Genomic DNA, 21,500 nt, shown 5'->3' on the forward strand with positions numbered 1-21,500 from the left:
CGACACCATGAGCAAGTCCACCAGCAGAACCCGCCTCTACCTTTTCGACACCACGCTGCGCGACGGCGCGCAGACGACCGGCGTCGACTTCAGCGTGGAGGACAAGCGCCTCATTGCGGGCCTGCTCGATGATCTGGGGCTGGACTATATCGAGGGCGGCTATCCCGGCGCCAATCCGACCGACACCGCCTTCTTCGCCGAAAAGCCGAAGCTCGGCCACGCGAAGTTCACCGCCTTCGGCATGACGAAGCGGGCAGGGCGCAGCGCCTCGAACGATCCCGGCCTCGCCGCCATCCTCGATGCCGATACGGATGCCGTCTGCCTCGTCGCCAAAAGCTGGGATTTTCATGTCTCGGTCGCGCTGGGCATCACCAATGACGAAAACCTCGAAAGCATCGCCGGCAGCGTGAAGGCCGTGGCCGCCCGTGGCCGCGAGCCCATGATCGATTGCGAGCACTTCTTCGACGGCTACAAGGCAAACCCCGCCTATGCGCTTTCCTGCGTGAAGACCGCGCTGGAAAACGGCGCGCGCTGGGCCGTCCTCTGCGATACCAATGGCGGCTCCCTGCCGGACGAGGTGGAGCGCATCGTGGGCGAGGTCATCGCCGCTGGCGTACCGGGCGAAAAGCTCGGCATCCACACGCATAACGACACGGAAAATGCCGTGGCGAATTCGCTCGCCGCCGTGCGCGCAGGCGTGCGCCAGGTGCAGGGCACGTTGAACGGGCTCGGCGAGCGTTGCGGCAATGCCAACATGGTTTCCATCATCCCGACGCTTCTCCTGAAGTCCGAATATGCGGACCGCTTCGAGATCGGCGTCACCCATGAGCGCCTGAAAAACCTCACCCATGTTTCGCGCACGCTGGACGAAATCCTGAACCGCGCGCCGGATCGCTACGCGCCCTATGTCGGTGAAAGCGCTTTCGCGTCCAAGGCCGGCATCCATGTCTCGGCGATCCTCAAAGACCCCAAGACCTATGAGCATGTGCCGCCCGAAAGCGTTGGCAACAAGCGCAAGATCGCCGTCTCCGATCAGGCCGGCAAGTCGAACATCCTCGCGCGCCTCGAAGAAGCGGGCATCGCCTTCGATCCGGCAGACCGCCGCATCGGCCGCCTGCTGGACGAGGTGAAGGAGCGCGAATTTCTGGGGTATTCCTATGACGGCGCCGAAGCCTCTTTCGAGCTTCTGGCGCGGCGCATCCTCGGCGAGGTGCCCGCCTTCTTCGATGTGGAATCCTTCCGTGTGCTGGTCGAGCGCCGCTACAACGCGCTCGGCGATCTCGTCACCGTCTCGGAAGCGACGGTGAAGGTCGTGGTCGATGGCGAAAAGCTGATCTCGGTGGGCGAGGGCAACGGCCCCGTCAATGCGCTCGATCAGGCGCTCAGAAAAGACCTCGGCAAATACTCGCCCTATATCGAGGATCTGCGCCTCGCGGACTTCAAGGTGCGTATCCTGACAAGCGGCACGGAAGCCGTCACCCGCGTCATGATCGAAAGCGCGGACGGCAAGGGCAATCGCTGGTTCACGGTCGGCGTCTCGCCCAATATCGTGGATGCGTCCTTCCAGGCGCTCACGGATTCCATCACGCACAAGCTCCTGCGCGATGGCGCCCCGGCCCCCACCACGCATAACCGCAAGGAAAGCGCGGGCGCTTAACTCAGCCTCTCCATCTGGACCACCCTCCCCCTGTGGGAGGGTCCAGAAATCCTTCTGGATTTCTGGGGGAGGGGAAACAGCCTCCGCCACACCCAAAAGTGTCATCCCGGGATTTATTCCCGGGACCCGCTCGCCTCTCGTTTCGCCGCAGCGTGGATTGGGCCCCGGCAACGAGTGCCGGGGGTGGCACTTGTTGTTTGCGAAGCAGATAAACGTGCCTCCGCGTTCTCCGCGCCTCCTGCTTCCCACCCGCCCCTGGGGGCGGGTCGAGAAATTCGAGCTTGCGAAGGATTTCTCGGGGCGGGGGAGGCGGCATGGCAATCCATAAGGCTCTCGACAGGAGGTGACACCGGCCTAACCCGCAAATGTCATCCCGGGATTTATTCCCGGGACCCGCTCGCCTCTCGTTTCGCCGCAGCGTGGATTGGGCCCCGGCAACGAGTGCCGGGGTGACACTTGTTGTTTGCGAAGCAGACAAACGTGCCTCCGCGTTCTCCGCGCCTCCTGCTTCCCACCCGCCCCTGGGGGCGGGTCGAGAAATTCGAGCTTGCGAAGGATTTCTCGGGGCGGGGGAGGCGGTGACACTCACACCATCGCCAGCACATAGAGCACCAGCGACACGGAAGGCGCGACCGTCCGCACCGTGTTCCACATGGTCCACGCCACGAGATAATGCTTCCACATCGCCGCGCCTTCCGCGCTTGCGGGCTCGACCTTCGCAAGCCGGTTGTTCAGCGGCACGTTGAAGACGATGGTCACGAGAATGCAACCCGCGAGGTAGAACACAGCGCCCGCCAGAAGCAGCGCCGCCTCCGCCGTGCCCCAATACATCACCGCATAGCCGCCAAGCACCAGCGACAGCGCCGCCGTCCCGAAAAAGGCGAGAAAGAAAACCGGATTGATGACGGCGATATTGATCGACTGCATCGCCGAGATCCCCTCATGCGGCGGCAGTTTCCCGAGCGCCTTCATGATGAAGCTCGAAAAGCCGTAGAAGATGCCTGCCACGATCCCGCTGCCGAGTGCGGCCGCAAGCGTCACCACGAATATAATGCCGGACATGATCGCCCCCTGATTGTCATCCCGAAATATTCTGAATCCGCGCGTCGCGCATCTCGTTTTGAGCAGCATGGACCGGGCCTCGCGAAGAGGCTGCGGCGTCACGCCTGAATGGTACTTTCAAGCAGCGCGATTTCATCTTCCGTCAGATCGAACAGCTCATAGACGATGCCGTCGATCTCTGCTTCGCAGCGCGCGATCTCGGCGCTCAGCCGCGCAATCTCCGCGCGGTCGCGGTCGATCCATTCTTCCCAGCCGGTGCGTTCGGCCAGCGGAATATCCGCCTTGAAAACCTTCTTCACCTCGGCGCGAAAGGCGGCGAAGTCGGGCAGGGTCCACCATTCCTGAAGCCGCGTCGTCAGCTTGGGCTCGCGGCCCGGCGGGCACAGGTCGGGAATGCGTCGAGTAAGGCCGGTTTGCAGCGCAAGCCGGGCTTTTGCGGCGTCATGTGCCGCTTCAGACAGAGCCGCGAGCTTTGCCTTTGCCTCGCCCGGCCAATCAGGAATTGGCATTTCACCTAGATGGTTTGAAAAGAAACGCACAAACCCGCCCCTGATCTGCGCACTGACGTTGAGATAAGTGAACCAAAGCAGCTTGGAATTTAGGTAAGCGGTCAGGTGGTGCTCGTCGCTGGGAATGAAATACCCGGTGTTCGCCAAGAACGACTCGTCTGCGCTTACATGAAACGGCGCACTGTCGCCAATATCTTTGTACGTGATCTTCGGCGCGGCGAAGTGTGGTGCATAGGCTTCCTGCGCCTGTTGCAGCTCGAACCACTCCTGCTTTGTCGCGCGCTTCTCCAGCCGGTCCTTGAAGGGCAGCAGCCAATCCCGAATGGCCGGATAGTCGTCAATGTCGATCCGGTTTTTCGGGATGTAGATCAGCCAGAGCCCGCGCGGCTCGGCCCGCCAGCGCTTCACGTCCTTGCCTTCGAGGAAGGGTTTCAGGAGTTCGGATGAGCGCGGGTCTTCCGCGCACAGCCGCTCTTTCGTCTCATTGTCGATCACGAAGGCTTCGTTCAGTCCCGTCACGATGCCCCGGCAGGGCGATCCATAGACCTCCTTCAGGGTCTTCTTTCCCTCCTTGATCTTGTCGCGCAGGCGGCGCAGGGCCGGGTTTTCCAGTTCCCACGAGCCGTCCCCCAGCGCTGCTTGCGGATAGGGCCCGCCCGCCGCTGCCCATGTCGCGAGAAAATTGTTCTCCGGCAGCACGTCCACCTTCCAGAAGCGCAGCTCGTGGCCCTTGGGTGCCGCGCCTCGCCTCATGGTCAGGATGGCCGGGTAGGTGGTCACGCCCGCGAAGACCTGAAGGTCGCCGAAGTCCACCACGCTTTCGATGGTTGCCTCGCGCAGCAGATAGTCGCGCAACGGCTTTCCCGACCCGGTCTTGAAGAAAGTATTGGAAGAAATATAGCCAAGCCGCCCGCCCTGCTTCAGAAGGCGCAAGCCCCGTTCGTAAAAATAGCAATAGAGGTCCGCCCGGTCGGAGACGACTTCATAGCGGGCTTCGAGATAGGGCTTTATCGCCTTGAGAAATTCCATGCGCACGTAAGGCGGGTTGCCCAGAACCACGTCGAAGCCGCCTTCGGCGAACACTTTGGGAAAAGCATCGGCCCAGGTGAAGGCATGATCGAGATAGGCGAAATTGCTGTCTTCGATCAGGCTGTCGCCGACGCGCAGATTGGCGTCGAGGCTGTCCAGCACCTTGCCGCGCCTCGCGGTCTTGATCCAGAGAGACAGCTTGGCGATCTCGATGCTTTCCTCGTTCACATCGACGCCGAAGAGATTGTTCGTGAGGATTTCGCTGTCGGGGTCCAGCAAGTCCTGAATGTGCCGGTCCCTGCCTTCCAGCTCGGCGATCTTGTCGTTCACGCGCGACAATTCGGCCTTGAGAAAGTCGAAAGCCATGATGAGGAACACGCCCGATCCGCAGGCAGGATCGACGATGCGCAACGTCTTGACCCGTTCGCGATAGGCTTGCCACGCTTCCCGTTCGGCTGATTTCCTGCGCCACGGAATGTTCTCATAGTCGGAAATATCCGCCCCGGCTTTTGCGTGAGAGCGCAAGACATCGGCGAATATTTCCTTGAGATGCGCCCCCAGAGTTTCGGCGACGATGAAGCGGGCAATATAGTCGGGCGTGTAGACGACGCCATCGCGCTTGCGCCGTCCGGTTGTACCGCTGGTCTTTTCCGGCTCGCTTGCTTCGCCGCGCGCCTGCGCCTGAAGCCGCTCGACGTCGGCAATCGACTGCTCGAAAATATGCCCGAGAACAGTCACGGACACTTCCGATGCGAAGTCGTACTCGCCGAGCGTCTTGAATCCCTCGCATACCTCGTCGGGCAAATCGAGAGTGTCGATGCTTTCATCGGGCTGGAACAGACCGCCATTGTAGCGGGGAATTTTCAGTTCCGCGCTGCCGCGGTCGATGGCGTTGAACAGCCCCTTGAAATTGCTCCAGACAGGGCGGGGGTTGTAGCGGTCGCGCGCGCTGAAGGCGTCGGCGAGCGTGTTGTCGGGCAGCAGCCCTGTGTCTTCTGCAAAGGCAATGAAGAGCACACGGTCGAGAATTTTCTGGGCTGTTGCGATCGCGTCGAGCGGGGCGACGCCGGGGCTCGCCGACTGCACGGCACCGATCAGCTTTACGCGCAGAGCGTTATAATCGTCGTAAAGCTTGTCGGTAATGTCCTTGTCTTCGAGGCGGCTTTCCTTGAGCAATTCGAGCGTGCGGCCCGACAGCAGGCTTTCCGCCGAAAGCAGCAGCATGAACCGCGCGTACTCCTCGGCATCGGCAAGTTTGTCGAGCCGGAAAGTCTCATATGCAGCCGTGCCTTCGCCAAATCCATAGAGCCGCAGCTCGATCATGTTCGAAACGAGAACCCATTTCACGCCCCGCGCATTCATGGCGTATTCCCATGCCTGCTGGACCGGGCTCTTGTTCCGCCCCGGCATGATGGTGTCGAGATCGCGTGTGTCCGCGCCCTTCAGCTCGAAGGGGGCGAGGATTTCGGCCGTCTTGCCGCCAAACCGTCCAAGGGCCAGATCGACGCTGCCGCGCAAGATGGCCTGCTCGGTTGCGACTGTATATTCGGCGCCGCTGGAAGGCCCTTGATAGCCGAGGACGCCTTCAACGATTTTCGATGTGAATTCACCGTGAAGAGCTGTCTCTTTCAGGTCGTAGACACGTTCGGATTCGATGAGCTCCGCCCATGCTTTCAGCGCTGCGGCATGGTCGGCGGGTACGGACCCGGGCTTCAAATGGCGTTTCAGCGTTTTGCGATTGAAAAGGTTCATCCATTTGCCATTGAAAAACCGGGTCGAAAACCGGATTGAAGACCGGGCGGCGTTATTCCGCTGTTCCCTTGCGATTCGGGGGTCGCGCTGTTTGGCGATGATGGCGCGTAAGGTGCCTCTCGCAAAGGGTTGAGTTGTTTGACGCGCCCGGCATCCCGCCTTTCTCTGTGATACAAGATGCGCGCGGATGCGCCCCCGGCATTCCGCAGGAGAAACGAAGTGCAGGAAAAACCCGCCCCCTCAACGCCCTCAAGCGAAGCCGCGCTCGGCGCCGCCTCGGCGGGCCTTGGCTATCTCCTCTGGGGCCTCTCCGTCATCTTCTACAAGCAGCTCATGGATGTGCCGCCCTTCGAGGTGCTGGCCCATCGCTCCGTCTGGAGCGTCGTGCTGACGCTCCTCCTCATCTTCGCGCTCAGCCGCCGCGCCGCCTTGATGGCGGTGCTTCGCGACCGCCGCACCATGCTGACGCTGCTCGGCACCGGCCTCCTGATCGGCTCCAACTGGTTCGTCTTCATCTATTCGATCAACGAGGCGCGCATCGTCGAGACGAGCCTCGGCTATTACATCAATCCCCTGGTCAGCGTGCTGCTCGGCGTCGCCTTTCTCGGCGAGCGTCTGTCGCGCGCGCAAATCTTCGCGGTCGTGCTCGCCGCCATCGGCGTGGCGATCTTCGCCTTCGACCTTGGCCAGCTTCCCTGGATATCGCTCTACCTTGCGGCGAGCTTCGCGGCCTATGGCTATTTGCGCAAGGTGTCGCGCGCCACGCCCCTCGAAGGTCTCTTTGTCGAGGTTCTGGTGCTGCTTCCCCTCGCGCTCGCCTATCTCTGGTGGCTTTCGGGGCATGGCGGTACGAGCTTCGGCGGCGGCAGCTGGTTCACATGGACCTTCCTTGTACTGACGGGTCCGATGACGGCTGTGCCGCTCTTCCTTTTCGCCTTCGGGGCGCAGCGCATCCGCCTCGCCACCCTCGGCCTGATGCAGTATCTCGCCCCGACGACGCAGTTCCTCGTCGCCGTCTTTCTCTATGGAGAGCCGCTCGGTTCCGTCCAGTTGATGACCTTCGGCCTCATCTGGTTCGGACTGGGGATATTTTCCTTCGAGACATGGCGCTCGGAGCGTTCGCTCCGCCGCATGGCCGCTCTCGCAAACCGGGGATAGATTTCGCCGGGAATCTTTTGTGACGTTATCGTGACGTTTCGATGACAGTCGGTCGTGTTTATCCTCAGAGCGAGGCTTCGATCCGGGGGATGATATCCTCGATCTTGTCCACCACCGAGTAGATCCGGCGGATCTCGGAGCGCGCGAATCCGGCCTTGATGATGTGGTCCAGCAGCTCGATCATCGGGTCCCAGAAGCCCTTGAGATTGGCGATGATGATCGGGTTCGAATGCCGCCCGAGCTGCGCCCAGGTCAGCATTTCGATGGTTTCCTCAACCGTTCCAATACCTCCGGGAAGAGCCACAAAGGCTTGAGAACGCTCGAACATTTGCTGTTTGCGGGCATGCATGCTGTCGGTAACGATGAGCTCGCTCACCTCCTTGAACTCGACTTCCACCTCCGTCAGGAATTTGGGGATGATGCCCGTCACCCGGCCGCCCTCGGCGAGCACCGCGCGCGCCACCGCGCCCATCACGCCGATGCCGCCGCCGCCATAGACGAGTTCGACATCGGCCTTCGCCATCCGCCGTCCGAATTCGTCTCCCGCCTCCATGAAAAAAGGATCGCTGCCGGTGCTCGAACCGCAGTAAACACAAAGACTTGAGAGCTGCATGAGAAGGGTGACCTTCAATTTTTATGGTCGCTGTTTCACTCGCGAGGTTTCACATTGGTGCCGTAATTGCAAGCTACGCGGTAGCATAGGCTGATGGTGGTGTTCTGTTCCGTTTCGGCACAGCCGTATCGGGGAAGGAAACAGGGAAAATGAAAATTGGGGCAATAGTTGGCGCCTTTGTTGTGGCGCTGCTTCTTCTCGTGGGCGGCTGGTGGTTTTTTCTGCGTGGCGATACGGAGCCCGCACCGTCCGAAGTCATAGCCGAAGCACCCTCGGAGCCTGCGGAACCGGGCGCCGAAGAGGAAGACCCCGCGATCCCGACTTTCGACATCGTTCGTGTGGAGCGCGACGGCTCGGCGCTTGCCGCTGGCCGCTCCCTTCCGGGGGCCCGTATCCAGCTCAAGGCGAACGGCGAAGTGGTTGCCGAGACAACCTCGGATGACAATGGCGAATGGGTCGCCGTCCTCGAAAAGCCGCTCTCCGCGGGCACTATTGAACTCCGTCTCACGGCGATCAACCCGGACGGCAGCAGCAAGGACAGCAAGCAGGTCGTGACTGTCTCCGTCCCCGAAAGTGAAGACGAGCAGATGCTCGTCGTCCGCAGCGAGCCGGGCAAAGCGAGCAAGGTTCTTCAGGGACCGGGCGTCCCCGCCGATGCGGGCAGCCTCGTTCTCGAAACCGTCGATTATGACGACGAAGGCAATGTCATCATTTCGGGCCGGGCCGATGCGGGCGCCACTGTCCGCATTTATATCGGCGGCGAGCTTGCCGGCGAGACGAAGGCGGATGAAACCGGCCGCTGGGAGCTGAGCCCTGAAACCGATATCGCGCCCGGTCAATACGCGCTCCGCGTCGATCAGGTGGACGAGCAGGGGCAGGTCGTCGGTCGCGTCGAGGTGCCTTTCGAAAGGGGCGAACGCGAAGCCGTTCTTGCCGCTCTCAAGCAGGGCAAGGTCGTGATCCAGCCCGGCAACAATCTCTGGAATATTGCGCGCAACGTCTACGGGTCCGGCTTCAGCTACACAATCATCTACGAAGCCAACAAGGCCCAGATTCGCGACCCGAACCTGATCTATCCGGGCCAGGTCTTTGAAACGCCCGCCAAGGGCCGCTGAAAAGGCAGGAAATCCGGGCGCGCAAACAAAACATTGTCCCCGGATCGATAAACCTTATCTAGTATAAGGAATTACGCCCTGTCCGGGCTCCCGGACGGGGCGTTTGCTTGTTGTGCGCGGAGACCTTGAAAGCCCATGCCACGCCGTTTGAAAACCGCCTTGCGAGGCGGTCCCAACCCTGTCACGGGGGTGAACCCGGAAGGTCGCAATGCGACCCGCACCCTCGTGAACATGCTGCCCCGGCTCTGGCCGAAGGGCAGGGCGGACCTGCGTTTGCGCGTTGTCTTCGCGATGCTCGCGCTCGTCGCGGCAAAGGGCATCACGGTCTACATCCCCTTCCTCTACAAGCGCGCGGTGGATGCTCTCTCGCCGGAAACAGTAGCCGCCGCCGCGGTCATCGTGCCGGTAATGCTGATCGTCGCCTATGGCGTCGGGCGTATTTTGATGATCGCTCTCGCTCAGCTGCGTGACGCGATCTTTGCGAAAGTCGGGCAAAACGCGGTCCGCGAACTTGCCGTCGAAACCTTCCGCCACATGCATGCGCTTTCTCTGCGTTTCCATCTGGAGCGGCGCACGGGCGGCCTTTCACGCGTTATCGAGCGCGGCACCAAGGGCATCGACTTCCTGCTGCGTTTCTCGCTTTTCAACATCGTGCCAACCGTCATCGAGCTTATCCTCGTCTGCGTCATTCTCGCCTATGCTTTCGACGTCTGGTACTCGGTCGTTACCGCCGTGACGGTGATCGTCTATATGGTTTTTACCTTCGTTGTGACCGAGTGGCGCACGCGCTTCCGCCGCGAGATGAACGATCTCGACACCGAGGCAAACACCAAGGCGGTGGACAGTCTTCTGAATTACGAGACGGTCAAATATTTCGGCAATGAAGAGCATGAAACGCGCCGCTTCGATCGCTCGATGACGGGGTACGAGCGCGCCGCTATCAGGACTGCGACATCGCTCTCGCTGCTGAACACCGGTCAGACGCTGATATTTAGTGCCGGCCTCACCGCGCTGATGCTGATGGCGGCAAACGGTATCGCGCAGGGTGTGCTGACAGTCGGTTCCTTCGTCATGATCAATACCTACCTGATCCAGCTCTACCAGCCGCTCAATCTTCTAGGCACGGTTTACCGCGAAATCAGGCAGGCGCTGATCGACATGGAGACCATGTTCGATTTGCTGCAGGTGCCTGCCGAGATCAAGGACAAGCCCGGCGCGCCGGCTCTCGATGTTTCGGGCGGGGAAGTCGTATTCGACGATGTGAGCTTCTACTACGACAGCGACCGCCGCATTCTCGACGGCGTTTCCTTTCGCGTCCCCCCGGGCGATACCCTTGCGATTGTCGGCCCTTCAGGCGCTGGAAAGTCCACCATCGCTCGCATTCTTTTCCGTTTCTACGATATCTCGGAAGGCGCTGTGCGGATCGACGGACAGGACATTCGAGATGTCCAGCAGGATTCCCTGCGTGCCGCCATCGGCATGGTTCCGCAGGACACCGTCCTCTTCAATGACACCATTCGCTACAACATCCGGTATGGCCGCCCGGATGCGACCGATGAAGAAGTGCATGAGGCCGCGGAGCTCGCCCAGATCGGCCGTTTCATCGAAGCCCTCCCGCAAGGCTACGAGACGCGCGTCGGGGAGCGCGGGCTGAAGCTCTCGGGCGGCGAGAAGCAGCGCGTTGCCATCGCGCGGACCATCCTCAAGAACCCGCCAATCCTTCTTCTCGATGAGGCAACATCCGCCCTCGACACGCACACCGAAAAAGAAATTCAGACGGCGCTGAAAGGCATCTCGCGAAACCGCACCACGCTGGTCATCGCGCATCGCCTGTCGACTGTCGTGGACGCCAATGAAATCCTCGTACTCGACAAAGGGAGGGTGGTGGAGCGCGGCCGCCATGAGGAGCTCCTGGCCCGGAACGGCGCCTATGCGGCCATGTGGAACCGGCAGCGCGAGAGCGAAGAGGTCGAACGTGAAGAGGAGCGGCGTCTTGCCGCAAGCGAGGGGCGCGAGTTCGGGGTGGAAACCGAGCTGGCGTCGAATTCAGCGGATAACGGATTTGCTTAACCCGGGCGGAGTGCCGGGTTACACTCGGCTAAACTCGACAGACGAGAACGAGAGGCCAGGAAAGTTCAATGGATAGCATCACGTCGATACTGACACCGATCCACCGCGAGGGGCACCGCTGGGTGGTCATCTTCGCTGCGGTGACGGTCGTTCTCTTTCTGATATGGAATCCGCTCGGGTGGCTCGGTGTCGTTCTCACTCTTTGGTGCCTCTATTTCTTCCGCGATCCCGACCGCGTAACCCCGTCGCGCGAGGGGCTCGTCATCAGCCCGGCAGACGGCGTCGTGAACATGATCACTGAAGCATCCCCGCCCGAGGAACTCGGTCTTGGCGATATGACACGCACCCGCGTGAGCATTTTCATGAATGTCTTCAATTGCCACGTGAACCGGGCACCCATCGCAGGGATCGTGAAGCGTGTTGCCTATCGGCCGGGGCTCTTCCTCAATGCCGATCTCGACAAAGCGAGCGATGCCAACGAGAGAAACTCTCTGGTGATCGAGCGCGCGGACGGGGAGCAGATCGTGGTTGTGCAGATCGCAGGGCTCGTCGCCCGGCGTATCGTGTGCGACGTTGCAGAGGGGCATGATCTTGCTGCGGGGGAACGCTTCGGCATCATCCGTTTCGGCAGCCGTCTCGATGTCTATTTGCCGCAAGGGGCGGTGCCGCTTGTAGCTGTGGGGCAGACGGCGATTGCCGGTGAGACGGTGCTTGCGGATTCGACCGCAGCCCAGCCGCACCACATCTAGAGGGCGCTGGGGCGCACTTTGAAGGACTGAAGCAGATGGCAGGCTCTATACCGCCTTTCGAGCAGCGTCCGGGACCGGGTTTCCGGGCGAGCGAGACCATGCGCCAACGCCGGGCGCGACAGTTTTCGCAACTGCCGGTCCGCACCATCGTGCCGAACTCGCTCACTGTTCTTGCGCTCTGCGCGGGCCTCACTGCAATCCGCTTTGCCATTGAGGGTCGTTTCGAGGCAGCGGTCGCCGCAATCATCATTGCCTCCGTTTTCGATGCCCTCGATGGGCGCATCGCCCGCATGCTGCGCGGGTCCACACGTTTTGGCGCCGAGCTCGACTCGCTCACCGATTTCGTGAACTTTGGTGTGGCGCCAGTTGTTATCCTCTATCTCTGGTCTCTGGGTGAGATTGGCGGTCTGGGCTGGATTGCAGTACTAGGCTTCTCGGTTTGCTGCGCGCTTCGCCTCGCCCGTTTCAACGTGGCGCTCGAAGATCCAGACAAGCCGGTCTGGACCGGGAACTATTTCGTAGGCATGCCTTCACCCGCTGCAGCCGGTCTCGTCATGCTGCCGCTCTATCTCTCCTTCATTGGAGTGGAGTGGATAAAGGAAACACCGCTTCTTATCGCGGCCCATGTTCTCGTCATCGCTTTCCTGATGGTAAGCCAGATTCCGACATTCTCGGGAAAGCGCATGGGGTTGCGCATCCGGCGAGACATGGTGCTGCCCGTGCTCCTGCTTGTGGGCATGAGCGCGGCGGTCATTTTGAATTTTCCGTGGATTGCCTTCACAGGCCTGTGCGCGATTTATCTCGCGTCAATTCCGGTAGCTGTCTTGCGCTACCGCTATCACAAGAAGCGGACTGCTTCCTCTGAACCGCATCCCGACACGGACGATCTCGAAATCGACTGAGGTCTAGTGCTCTTCCCGGTCGTAACCGCCGTTCTCGGCCGGCCCTTCGGCCTCTTGAAAACCGGCCTTTTCGGTCCTCGACATCACATGCCGCTTCAATGTCCCCGATGCGTCGAGGATCGGCTCTACGCGGCGTCTGATCTCCGAATGCGGTTGACTCCGTTGCATCTGTTGCTCCGCTGCCCCGGTATCTTTGCCGGTACGCTGCTTGTGAAACCTACTCATCTATGTCACCTGCGTCTTGCGACGCGGGGTATTCGCCCGCTTCAGCCCCTCCATTCCTTGCCGGCAATCTGATTGCACGAATAAGAACGAGCCGAAGCTGTTTTGTTTCCAGCGCTTGACTGCGAGCGAGCCAGACAGCGCCTTCCTCTATCAAGGTGGGGGCGGTTTCCGGCAGAAGTTTGGCATTTTGCAGGCAATCATGGAGCTGTCGCCAACCGGCTTGAATAAGCGGCAGATATTCTGACGAAATGTCTGCGAAGCTTTCCAATTTGTAATCTTGTGCGGCGATTGCCTGCCGGTATTCCGCTTCGCTCCAGGGAGACGCGATACCGCCTTCCGCGGCCCGCCAGGCAGTAAGCGCAGCGGCCTCGTCCATCTCCGTATCGATACCATCGGCAAGAACAAAATCGGTGAGCACCAGGGAACCGCCATCGCAGAGCCCCCTATGTATTTCTGCGAGCATCTTTTCGCGGTCAGCGACGGCAAACATCGCTTCGCGCATGAAGATCGCCGCATGACCACCCGCCGGATTGAAGTCCGCAGGCTCCAGCCCGTCCGGCCCACAGGCATGGACGGGAGCCGTTTCACTCATACCTTCTTTGGCGGACAATCTCATTGCCTCGGCTGCTATTTCGAGGTCGTGCTCGATGCCGAGGATCGAGACGCCATGCTTTGCAGCCACTGCGCGCATGCCGCCGCCGAGTCCGGGGGTAAGGTCGAGAAAACGGCCCTTGCGCGTGAAGTCGGCCAGAGATGCGACGCGCAACGCGAAGTCTGCGCTGCCCGGGAGGCTGAAGCCGGGCCCCCACAGTTCCTGGATGATCTCAAGACGGCTTAGCGATTTGGGAGGCTCGGCTTTTTCCGGCATCGCTGGGGCGGCCGGCTTTTTGATAGCCGCGGAGGATGGCTTTTGCTTTTGTGCTTTGCGTGTAATTCCTTTTGCGCGCGCGACGTCGTCCGTCTCCATCCCTTCCCACCACGCTATGACGCGCAGCAGAATTTCCATGACAGTCCCGGCCTCCTTGGCCCTTTTCTTTTCGGGCTTCCCGGAGGACTTCGCGTCGGCGCCGTCAGAATCGTCAGCTTCGCCAGGGGGCTTGGGGCGTTTGGCCAGAGTCTTCTCGACGGCGGAGCGCTGCATCGCGTTGAGCTTCCGCATGCGGCGAAACCGAACGATTGCTTCCGCCGACATCTGGTCGAGGGCGGCTGTGAAAACAGACATCGGCATCGTCTGCAGCTCATCGCTACCGACCGTTGCCAGATTGACGAGCGCTGGATTGCTCATCGTCCGTTGATCCCCAAAGTGGCCCCGTGTCCTGCTGGAAACGGCGGCCGTTCTTTCCCCATTCGGTCCGTCCGTCCCGGCTGGAGGATGGACAAACCCGTCATCCTTAATGGCATAAGGCCCGTTAAATCATCGTTTCCTGACAAAGGCTTATGGTTAACACTAGGTAAATCGGCCCTTTTCTTTCGCGGCGGAATCCCGCAATTTACGCGTGCGCCGGGTTGTTTTTGGGGGGAAGGCGGCGCTAGTCCATGCAGAAATTGAGAAATCCAGTTTTGCGTTTTCCGCGCCTGACTATCGCTCTTTGTCTGGCGATATTTGCGGTCTCGGTGGCGGGCGTCTTTCAGTTCTCGCTGTCCTACGACACACGCGTCTTTTTCAACCCGGAAGGGGCCGATCTCGCAAAGCTGCGCGATTTCGAGTCCAAATACGGCCAGAATAACGACGTGCTGATGGTCCTCTGGGCGAACGGCCGCAAAGTAACGGAGCCGGACGTATTGGCAGCGCTCGGCGATCTTGTTTCCGAAGCGTGGCGTTTGCCACACTCGACGCGCGTGGATTCGCTCGCCAATTTTCCCCACGTCACGGCTGGTGCTGACAGCTTTGCCGTTGCCGACCTCGTGCCTGAGCCGGGAAAGGTAACCCCCGATGAAGCGGAGAAGATCGAGCGGATCGCGCTCGCTGACCCTCTGATCCGCGACCGCTTGCTTGCCTCGGATGCAAGCGCTGCCGGCGTTCTCGTGAACTTCAATCTGCCGGAAGAAGCGTCCGTCGAGGTGCAGGAGATTGTCGCGGCTTCCCGCGCACTCGCAGCGTCTTTCGAGGCTGATCACCCCGGCATCGAGGTGAAGCTCACAGGCAACGTGATGCTGATGGCGGCTTTTTCCGAAGCCGCGATGAGTGACGTCAAGGTGCTGATTCCTGTCAGCCTGGCAATCACGGCGATCGTCATGTTTGTTTTCGTGAGAGCCGTCCTGCCAAGCGTCGCGATACTCTCGCTGCTCGGTCTTTCCAGCGCTGCCGCCATGGGCCTCGCCGGCTGGTACGGTTATGAGATCAATACAGGTACGGTCGCCTGTCCCATCATCATCATGACCGTCAACATGGCGGCAGCGGTGCGTATCGTGACGACGGCGCTCGGCGCGCTTGGAAGAGGATTGACGCGCCATGAGGCGATCGCGGAAGCGATCTCAATCAATCTTTGGCCTGTGACCCTCACAAATGCGACGACGATGATTGGGTTTCTGGCGATGAACCTCGCCGATGCGCCGCCGCTTCGCCAGCAGGGCAATGTCGTGGTTGTCGGCATCTGCCTCGCCTACATCTTCACCTTCACCTGGCTTCCGGCACTTCTCTCGCTGATGGAGCTGCGGCCCGCCGTACAGCGTTCGGAGCGGGTCATGGTGCTGCTTGGCCATTTCGTGAACCGCTACTACAGGCAGCTCTTTTTCCTTTGCAGTATTATTGTCGTCTCATGTGCCATATGGCTCGGTAATATTCGCCTCGACGATGATTTTGCACGCTACTTCGATGAGCGTTTTGACTATCGGCAGGATTCGGATTTTGCCGAGAAGCATCTGACAGGACTCAATATTGTTGAGTTCGATGTTGGTTCGGGCAGGGATGGCGGTGTTTTCGAGCCCGGTTATCAGGAAAAGCTGGCAGCCTTCGATGCGTGGCTTCGCGAGCAACCCGGCGTTGTGAGTGTGCTTTCAATTTCCCACATCACGCGACGTGTGCACGACGCAATGAATGCAGGGCGCAATGCGGAGACCGAATTTCCTTCCGACAGGGAGACCATCGCGCAGTACTTTCTCCTTTACGAGCTTTCACTTCCTTACGGCGTCTCTCTGAATGACCAGATAAATGTCAGCCGTTCTTCGAGCCGCGTCACGGCCATCTTGCGGAAAATGTCATCAAGCCAGATCCGTGATCTTGATGAACGGGCGACCTTGTGGCTGGCGGAGAATGTGCCACCGGAAATGCAGGCGAGGGCGACAGGCGTTAACGTCCTCTTCGCTAACCTGTCGGGCATCAATATCCGCTCCATGATGTTTGCAACGCTTGTCTCGGTACTCATCATTGCCGTTGTTGTTGGTCTGGCGCTACGAAGCCCGGTCTATGGCGCGCTCAGCATTTTGCTGAATATGTTGCCTTCGCTGGTTGGTTTCGGTTTGTGGGGCCTTCTCTATCAGGACATAGGTTTGGCGGCGTCCGTCGTTACCGCCATGACCATCGGCCTCGTTGTTGATGACACGATCTACTTCCTTTTGATGTATCAGCAGGCGAGGGCGCGCGGACTGGACCCGGAGGGTGCCATCAACCACGTCTTTGCCACGGTTGGCGTGGCCATGCTTGTAATCACGGTTTCACTGACTATCGGTTTTGGTACGCTCGTTTTTTCTGGCTTCGAGGTGAACCGCTCACTGGGGGCCATGACGGCGCTTGTAATCATGTCCAACCTCTTCATCGACTGGCTCATGCTGCCACCTGTGATGAGAATTATGGAGAACGCACGATCGCGAGCTCTCCGGCGGGCGGGGGCAGGAGGTTGATTGAGGCGGAGGGGAGAAAGGAAAGAACGCCGCCGCGAGGACGCAGTTTGTCCATGCTGGGGTCGGACCGGTCGGAATAGTCGTTCAGTCTTGCCGTTTGCACCGCCGCCTCTTGCGCGGGAGAAGAAATAATACCAATTTACCATCTCACATCCTGGCGGTGAGACTGCGATTTTTGGGGGAGAGCAGTGAATATCGACAGAACCGCTTCAGGCGGAATCTCGAACTATCTGACTCCGCCGGTGATGATTGTTGGTATGCATCGTAGCGGCACCAGCTTTCTCACGGGATCGCTTCAGCTTGCCGGCCTGGAACTGGGCGAGCACAGCGAATGGAACCGGCATAACCAGAAAGGCAATCGCGAAAATCAGGAGATCGTGGCCTTCCACGATATGATTTTGGCGCGCAATGGTTTTGCCTGGGACAATCCGCCTCCGGGGCCTCTGTCGTGGACGGAGGAAGAAGTAGCCAGCGCACATCGTTGGATGGAGCAATATAAAAGCGAAGCGCGTTGGGGCTTCAAGGATCCCAGAAGCTTGTTGCTTGTGGAAGGTTGGCTTGCCCTCTTGCCCAATCTTCAATTCGTGGGCATTTTCCGGCATCCTGAAGCCGTCTCTCGGTCGCTGCGCAAGAGGGGGCGCATAACAGAGGAGCAGGCTCTGGGCTTATGGAGGTCATATAATTCCAGGTTGCTCGATCTTCACAACCAAAGGAAGTTTCCGCTCCTTTGCTTCGACGAAGACGAACAGGTTCTCCACGAAAAGCTGGATGAAGTATGCGCCGAGTTGGGGCTTAAGGCACCGCCGGATGAGCGCTTCTTCAGTGCCGAACTAAAGCATCACAAGGCGAGAAAAAGTTCGATTCCGCAGGAACTTAAAGCCTTGTACCGCGCGTTGCGCGAAGTGGCCCGGTAATCGCCCATGGTCAGCATATTTCGCCGGAAGCCATATCTCTCGATCATCATGATCGTCTACAAGATGCCGGATCAAGCCGACAAGACGCTACTTTCCCTCAGCCCTGCATATCAGCACGAGGTTGAGGAGAAGGACTACGAAGTCATCGTCGTCGAAAACAGATCGGACAAGATTTTTGGTGCGGACCGAGCGAAGAAATATGCCGGAAATGTCCGCTATTTCTTACGCGAGGAAACCGAGCGCACACCTGTGCATGCGGTGAACTTCGGCGTATCCAAAGCACGAGGAACGCATGTTGCGGTCATGATCGATGGGGCGCGGATGGTGTCCCCGGGCGTTGTGGGGCAAACACTTCAGGTGTTTCGCATGTGCCCAGAGGGGATCGTTTCGACACCCGGTTATCATATCGGTAGAAAGCTTCAACAGGTCGCCGTCAACGAAGGTTACGACGAGCGTGAGGAAGCGAAGATGCTCAAAAGCATTCGCTGGCCGGAGAACGGATACCGCCTGTTCGAGATAGCAGTGTTCAGCGGCTCTTGTCAGTCGGGTTTCTTTCGGCCAACTGCCGAGAGCAATTTCATAGCCTTGTCAGTTCGTAAGTGGAATGAGGTGGGGGGCATGGATAGCCGCTACAATGATTTTGGTGGCGGCAATGCAAACCTCGACTTGTACAAGCGTTTGCTCGATCCTCCCGGCGTTCCTTACTATTTGCTGTTCGGAGAAGGGTCGTTTCATCAATTCCATGGTGGCGTGACCACGGGCACGCGAAGCGAGGAGCGCAACAAGGTCTACCGGCAATTGACCGAACAGGACATTGCTATTCGCGGTGAAGACCGCTCCGCACCGAAGGCAAAGCCGATCCTCTTTGGATATGCTCGTCCGCCGGTTTACCGGTTTCTTCGCCAGTCGCTCGACAAGGCGCAGAAAACGCGGAAGGACGATCAGAAATGAAGAAGCCGCTTCTTTCTGTCATCGTGATTGCCTATGACATGCCCCGGCAGGCGTTGAACACGCTGTTGAGCTTTGCTCCCAGCTATCAACAGGGCGTGGATGCGGATGACTACGAGGTCATTGTCGTCGAAAACCGGTCGGCGAGAAACATGAATGCCGCCGAGATTGATCGTCTTCCCGGTAATTTCCACTATTTTCTGCGGGACGAAAAGGGAGTTTCGCCCGCCGCCGCAATTAACTTTGGGGTGGAAAAGGCAAAGGGAAAATTCATCGGTCTGCTGATTGATGGCGCACGCATGGTTACGCCGGGCGTTATTCGTCACGCGCTTATGTCATTTCGGATGACTGACGATGCCCTCGTTCTCGTGCCGGGTTATCACTTGGGGGAGAACGAACAGCAATTCAATCTGGAGCATGGATATAACGAGGAGGTCGAAAAGGAGCTTCTCGATGGCGTAGACTGGCGCAATAATGGCTATCGTCTTTTTGACATTTCCTGCAATTGCGGGGCAAACCGGAATGGTTTCTTCCACCCCTTTCTTGAGTGCAACTGCCTGTTTGTCTCGAAGGAAATATTCACTGAGATTGGCGGCGCGGATGAACGATTTGACATGCCGGGCGGCGGCGCACTGAACCTCTACATCTATTACAAGCTGGCAACACATCAGGACACTGAGGTTTTTCTTCTCGCCGGTGAGGGGTCGTTTCATCAGATTCACGGTGGCGTCACGACCTCAAGCAAGGCAGACAGGGAAGACCTGCTGGAGAAAATCAACAACCAGCTGTCCGAATTGCTGGGGCACCCGTTCAGGTCGCCGACAGTGGAGTTCACCCTTCTTGGGAAGTTCCGGGGGCCGGCTCTTCGATATCTCAAGTTTTCCGTTGAGCGGGGGATCCGCAGATTCGGGCGTCTGGATGCCGAGGGGCGGGACCCTTATGACGACGACCGGAAGAAACGAAAGAAAGTTGCGGTTTGAGCTTTTGTGTTTTTGAGATTCGCATTTGCAGGCGCAACTGCGTCGGGAGAAAGAAGTTATGACTACCGTTTATATGCCGCCCTCCATCCGGCACTTTGAACCTCTACATCGGGTTTTCAGCACCTGGATCGATCACCTGCCTTTTGGCTATGATCTTGTGACGGCGTTGCGTCCAAAACTGCTCGTTGAACTGGGTACGCATAAAGGGCTCTCCTACTTCACCTTTTGCCAGGCGATGAAGGAAAATGACGTGGACGGCCTGTGCTATGCGGTCGACACTTTCGAGGGCGATGCGCATACGGATAAATATGACGAGTCGGTGTTCACGATGGTGAATGATCACAACCGGCATAATTATCACGGGTTTTCATACCTCATGCGTATGTTCTTCAACGATGCGCTTCGGCACTTCGGCGATGACAGCGTGGATCTTCTTCACATCGATGGTTTCCACACTTACGAGGCCGTCAGCGAGGATTTCGCAAACTGGTATCCGAAGGTAAAGCCAGGCGGCATCATGTTGTTTCACGATGTGCAGGCGAGGCTGCAGGATTTCGGGGCATGGAAGTTCTGGGAGGAACTAACGGGTAAACACGAAACCTTCACCTTCAATCATGGCTTTGGGCTCGGTGTACTCCGTAAACCCGGCGGTAACCGCGATAATGATCCCGAATTGGTCAACCTGCTCTTTCCTGCACAGCCGGCCCCTGAAGCTTCGGCCTCTCTTCGAGCTTTCTATGTTCATGCCAGCAAGCACATGGAGAACACTCACAAGGTGAAGCGCTTGCGGAAGCTTGAGGAGGAAAAAGCCAGGTTAAAGGAAAAAGAGAAGAAGCCAGCTCAGCCCAAGGTGAAAAAATAGCGCTCCTTCTCAGCAGGGGCATTTCCATTTTTCCGTCGGGTGCCGTCAGTACGGCGTGTCACGCCAATCTGTTGATATGACGGGCGGCGTTTCGTCGCCCGGGCGTCCATTCGTGTAGAAATATAGCGCGATGGACTTTCGGTAGACATCCTCGGGGCAGCTTAGCGGCTTTGGGTGCCCGTGAAACGAGTTGGCCGTTGTCGAAAAGATCACGCAGCGGTTGGCGATCGGGAGGACGCGCTTGGGGGGGCCTTTTATCTCCTTGTCCCACAATTCGAGGTGGCCGCCATATTCCTCCGGCCAGTCCCGGTTGAGGTAGAGCAGCATATTAATCCGGCGGGATAATCCGAAGTCGCGCTGAAGTGTGAAGTCAGCATGAACTTTCAGAAAGCCGCCTCTGCCGATCTGATGGATACCCGCCCCGCGCAGATTGGGGTCCGGCAGCAGATTCTTGATCCCGCTCAGTTTGCTGAGAAACTCCAGAAAGTAGTTGGAATTGAATTCCCAGATGAGCTGCCGATAGCTGGGCGGCATCTGGAGAAGGTCGCGGATGTTGCGTTTGTCTTTCTGAATGAATTCACCGGTTTCCTTGTGCCGATGAGTGGCGTCATTCCAGACCGGAAGGTTCTGGTCATATGGATATTCTTCGAGCAGGTGGTCGAGGGTCTGCCGGGGCAAAAAATCGTCGATCACGATGTGGGGGAAAGGATCATTCGCCCGGTACTGACGGGCCAAACCGTTGGCACTGTCTTGTAGAGCTGCATAATCGATGAGCAGGTCAGAAGCCTTGTCATCGTCTTGCTGCGGCAACTTCACGAATGACGCTTCCGCCATGTCCGCTATCCCCCTCAAAAGTGACATTCTTCCGCTTTTACACGGAATTTTTGTATAGCGTCATTGTGCTACGCGAGTCCTGACCGGGCAATGCCCCAACTCGGGAAGCACGAGCGCTCTGCATGGCGGAAAGCGCCGTTTTCCATCAAAAAAAGGAAGTGTTGGCGTTGTGAGGCTTTCATCGCGAGGTCTGGCATGACAGTTGCCTAAAACGGTCATTGTGGAATAGCCGCAACTCTCGCTTTAAGCTTTTGTTAGCAATTGCAACAGCGAGAAGCCTG

Annotated in this window: 16 protein-coding genes and 1 pseudogene; 11 read left to right on the forward strand and 6 right to left on the reverse strand. The window is 58.9% G+C overall.

Annotated features, from left to right (window positions below; all coding sequences use genetic code 11):
• The first annotated feature begins 7 nt into the window (after positions 1-7).
• A complete protein-coding gene (gene cimA / locus ABJO61_RS02130; RefSeq protein WP_348323159.1) occupies positions 8-1,657 on the forward strand; it encodes a citramalate synthase in 1,650 nt (549 codons plus the stop codon).
• A 585-nt stretch (positions 1,658-2,242) separates the two neighbouring features.
• Here cimA and ABJO61_RS02135 read toward each other — a convergent pair.
• Positions 2,243-2,719 (reverse strand): anthrone oxygenase family protein, encoded by a 477-nt coding sequence (locus ABJO61_RS02135; protein ID WP_348323158.1) that lies wholly within the window; start codon positions 2,717-2,719, stop codon positions 2,243-2,245.
• 98 nt (positions 2,720-2,817) lie between these two features.
• Positions 2,818-6,009 (reverse strand): DNA methyltransferase, encoded by a 3,192-nt coding sequence (locus ABJO61_RS02140; RefSeq protein WP_348323157.1) that lies wholly within the window; start codon positions 6,007-6,009, stop codon positions 2,818-2,820.
• A gap of 219 nt (positions 6,010-6,228) precedes the next feature.
• Between ABJO61_RS02140 and rarD the strand changes: the two genes are divergently transcribed.
• Entirely contained in the window at positions 6,229-7,167 is a 939-nt protein-coding gene (rarD, locus tag ABJO61_RS02145) for an EamA family transporter RarD (RefSeq protein ID WP_348323156.1), read from the forward strand.
• A 64-nt stretch (positions 7,168-7,231) separates the two neighbouring features.
• Here rarD and ABJO61_RS02150 read toward each other — a convergent pair whose 3' ends face one another.
• A complete protein-coding gene (locus ABJO61_RS02150; protein ID WP_348323155.1) occupies positions 7,232-7,780 on the reverse strand; it encodes a TIGR00730 family Rossman fold protein in 549 nt (182 codons plus the stop codon).
• Positions 7,781-7,929: 149 nt separating this feature from the next.
• Here ABJO61_RS02150 and ABJO61_RS02155 point away from each other — a divergent pair, with 149 nt between their 5' ends.
• The 4 genes and pseudogenes from ABJO61_RS02155 (at position 7,930) to pssA (ending at position 12,616) form a co-directional block, all read left to right on the forward strand.
• Entirely contained in the window at positions 7,930-8,895 is a 966-nt protein-coding gene (locus ABJO61_RS02155; RefSeq protein ID WP_348323154.1) for a LysM peptidoglycan-binding domain-containing protein, read from the forward strand.
• Between the two features lie 135 nt (positions 8,896-9,030).
• Positions 9,031-10,965, forward strand: a complete 1,935-nt coding sequence (locus ABJO61_RS02160) for an ABC transporter ATP-binding protein/permease (RefSeq protein ID WP_348323153.1) — start codon at positions 9,031-9,033, stop codon at positions 10,963-10,965.
• Between the two features lie 53 nt (positions 10,966-11,018).
• Positions 11,019-11,714, forward strand: a pseudogene (locus tag ABJO61_RS02165) (phosphatidylserine decarboxylase); the annotation flags it as partial.
• Between the two features lie 35 nt (positions 11,715-11,749).
• Complete coding sequence (gene pssA, locus ABJO61_RS02170) at positions 11,750-12,616, forward strand: CDP-diacylglycerol--serine O-phosphatidyltransferase (protein ID WP_348323152.1); 867 nt, start codon at positions 11,750-11,752, stop codon at positions 12,614-12,616.
• 3 nt (positions 12,617-12,619) lie between these two features.
• Here pssA and ABJO61_RS02175 read toward each other — a convergent pair whose 3' ends face one another.
• Positions 12,620-12,784, reverse strand: coding sequence for a hypothetical protein (locus ABJO61_RS02175; RefSeq protein WP_348323151.1), 165 nt, complete (start codon positions 12,782-12,784; stop codon positions 12,620-12,622).
• 49 nt (positions 12,785-12,833) lie between these two features.
• Positions 12,834-13,847 (reverse strand): class I SAM-dependent methyltransferase, encoded by a 1,014-nt coding sequence (locus tag ABJO61_RS02180; RefSeq protein ID WP_348323150.1) that lies wholly within the window; start codon positions 13,845-13,847, stop codon positions 12,834-12,836.
• Between the two features lie 530 nt (positions 13,848-14,377).
• On the opposite strand from ABJO61_RS02180, the gene ABJO61_RS02185 reads away from it, so the two are divergent.
• The 5 genes from ABJO61_RS02185 (at position 14,378) to ABJO61_RS02205 (ending at position 20,385) form a co-directional block, all read left to right on the forward strand.
• Positions 14,378-16,681, forward strand: a complete 2,304-nt coding sequence (locus ABJO61_RS02185; protein WP_348323149.1) for an MMPL family transporter — start codon at positions 14,378-14,380, stop codon at positions 16,679-16,681.
• A gap of 188 nt (positions 16,682-16,869) precedes the next feature.
• Positions 16,870-17,595, forward strand: coding sequence for a sulfotransferase (locus ABJO61_RS02190; RefSeq protein WP_348323148.1), 726 nt, complete (start codon positions 16,870-16,872; stop codon positions 17,593-17,595).
• 48 nt (positions 17,596-17,643) lie between these two features.
• Positions 17,644-18,546 carry a glycosyltransferase family A protein gene (locus ABJO61_RS02195; RefSeq protein WP_348323147.1) on the forward strand — a complete coding sequence of 301 codons (903 nt, stop codon included), beginning with the start codon at positions 17,644-17,646 and terminating at the stop codon, positions 18,544-18,546.
• Complete coding sequence (locus tag ABJO61_RS02200; protein ID WP_348323146.1) at positions 18,543-19,523, forward strand: glycosyltransferase; 981 nt, start codon at positions 18,543-18,545, stop codon at positions 19,521-19,523. Before ABJO61_RS02195 ends, ABJO61_RS02200 begins: the two co-directional genes overlap by 4 nt.
• A gap of 58 nt (positions 19,524-19,581) precedes the next feature.
• Positions 19,582-20,385, forward strand: a complete 804-nt coding sequence (locus ABJO61_RS02205; protein ID WP_348323145.1) for a class I SAM-dependent methyltransferase — start codon at positions 19,582-19,584, stop codon at positions 20,383-20,385.
• 45 nt (positions 20,386-20,430) lie between these two features.
• Here ABJO61_RS02205 and ABJO61_RS02210 read toward each other — a convergent pair whose 3' ends face one another.
• Complete coding sequence (locus ABJO61_RS02210; RefSeq protein WP_348323144.1) at positions 20,431-21,219, reverse strand: 2OG-Fe(II) oxygenase; 789 nt, start codon at positions 21,217-21,219, stop codon at positions 20,431-20,433.
• Positions 21,220-21,500 lie beyond the last annotated feature (281 nt).

Source organism: Parvibaculum sp. (assembly GCF_039973015.1).
In the GTDB taxonomy this organism is placed as follows: Bacteria; Pseudomonadota; Alphaproteobacteria; order Parvibaculales; family Parvibaculaceae; genus Parvibaculum.

Excerpts from the sequence above, each read along its gene's own strand:
- cimA (WP_348323159.1), top strand. The coding sequence starts at position 8 with ATGAGCAAGTCCACCAGCAGAACCCGCCTCTACCTTTTCGACACCACG.
- ABJO61_RS02135 (WP_348323158.1), bottom strand. The coding sequence starts at position 2,719 with ATGTCCGGCATTATATTCGTGGTGACGCTTGCGGCCGCACTCGGCAGC.
- ABJO61_RS02140 (WP_348323157.1), bottom strand. The coding sequence starts at position 6,009 with ATGAACCTTTTCAATCGCAAAACGCTGAAACGCCATTTGAAGCCCGGG.
- ABJO61_RS02150 (WP_348323155.1), bottom strand. The coding sequence starts at position 7,780 with ATGCAGCTCTCAAGTCTTTGTGTTTACTGCGGTTCGAGCACCGGCAGC.
- ABJO61_RS02155 (WP_348323154.1), top strand. The coding sequence starts at position 7,930 with ATGAAAATTGGGGCAATAGTTGGCGCCTTTGTTGTGGCGCTGCTTCTT.
- ABJO61_RS02160 (WP_348323153.1), top strand. The coding sequence starts at position 9,031 with ATGCCACGCCGTTTGAAAACCGCCTTGCGAGGCGGTCCCAACCCTGTC.
- pssA (WP_348323152.1), top strand. The coding sequence starts at position 11,750 with ATGGCAGGCTCTATACCGCCTTTCGAGCAGCGTCCGGGACCGGGTTTC.
- ABJO61_RS02175 (WP_348323151.1), bottom strand. The coding sequence starts at position 12,784 with ATGCAACGGAGTCAACCGCATTCGGAGATCAGACGCCGCGTAGAGCCG.
- ABJO61_RS02180 (WP_348323150.1), bottom strand. The coding sequence starts at position 13,847 with ATGGAAATTCTGCTGCGCGTCATAGCGTGGTGGGAAGGGATGGAGACG.
- ABJO61_RS02185 (WP_348323149.1), top strand. The coding sequence starts at position 14,378 with ATGCAGAAATTGAGAAATCCAGTTTTGCGTTTTCCGCGCCTGACTATC.
- ABJO61_RS02195 (WP_348323147.1), top strand. The coding sequence starts at position 17,644 with ATGATCGTCTACAAGATGCCGGATCAAGCCGACAAGACGCTACTTTCC.
- ABJO61_RS02200 (WP_348323146.1), top strand. The coding sequence starts at position 18,543 with ATGAAGAAGCCGCTTCTTTCTGTCATCGTGATTGCCTATGACATGCCC.
- ABJO61_RS02205 (WP_348323145.1), top strand. The coding sequence starts at position 19,582 with ATGACTACCGTTTATATGCCGCCCTCCATCCGGCACTTTGAACCTCTA.
- ABJO61_RS02210 (WP_348323144.1), bottom strand. The coding sequence starts at position 21,219 with ATGGCGGAAGCGTCATTCGTGAAGTTGCCGCAGCAAGACGATGACAAG.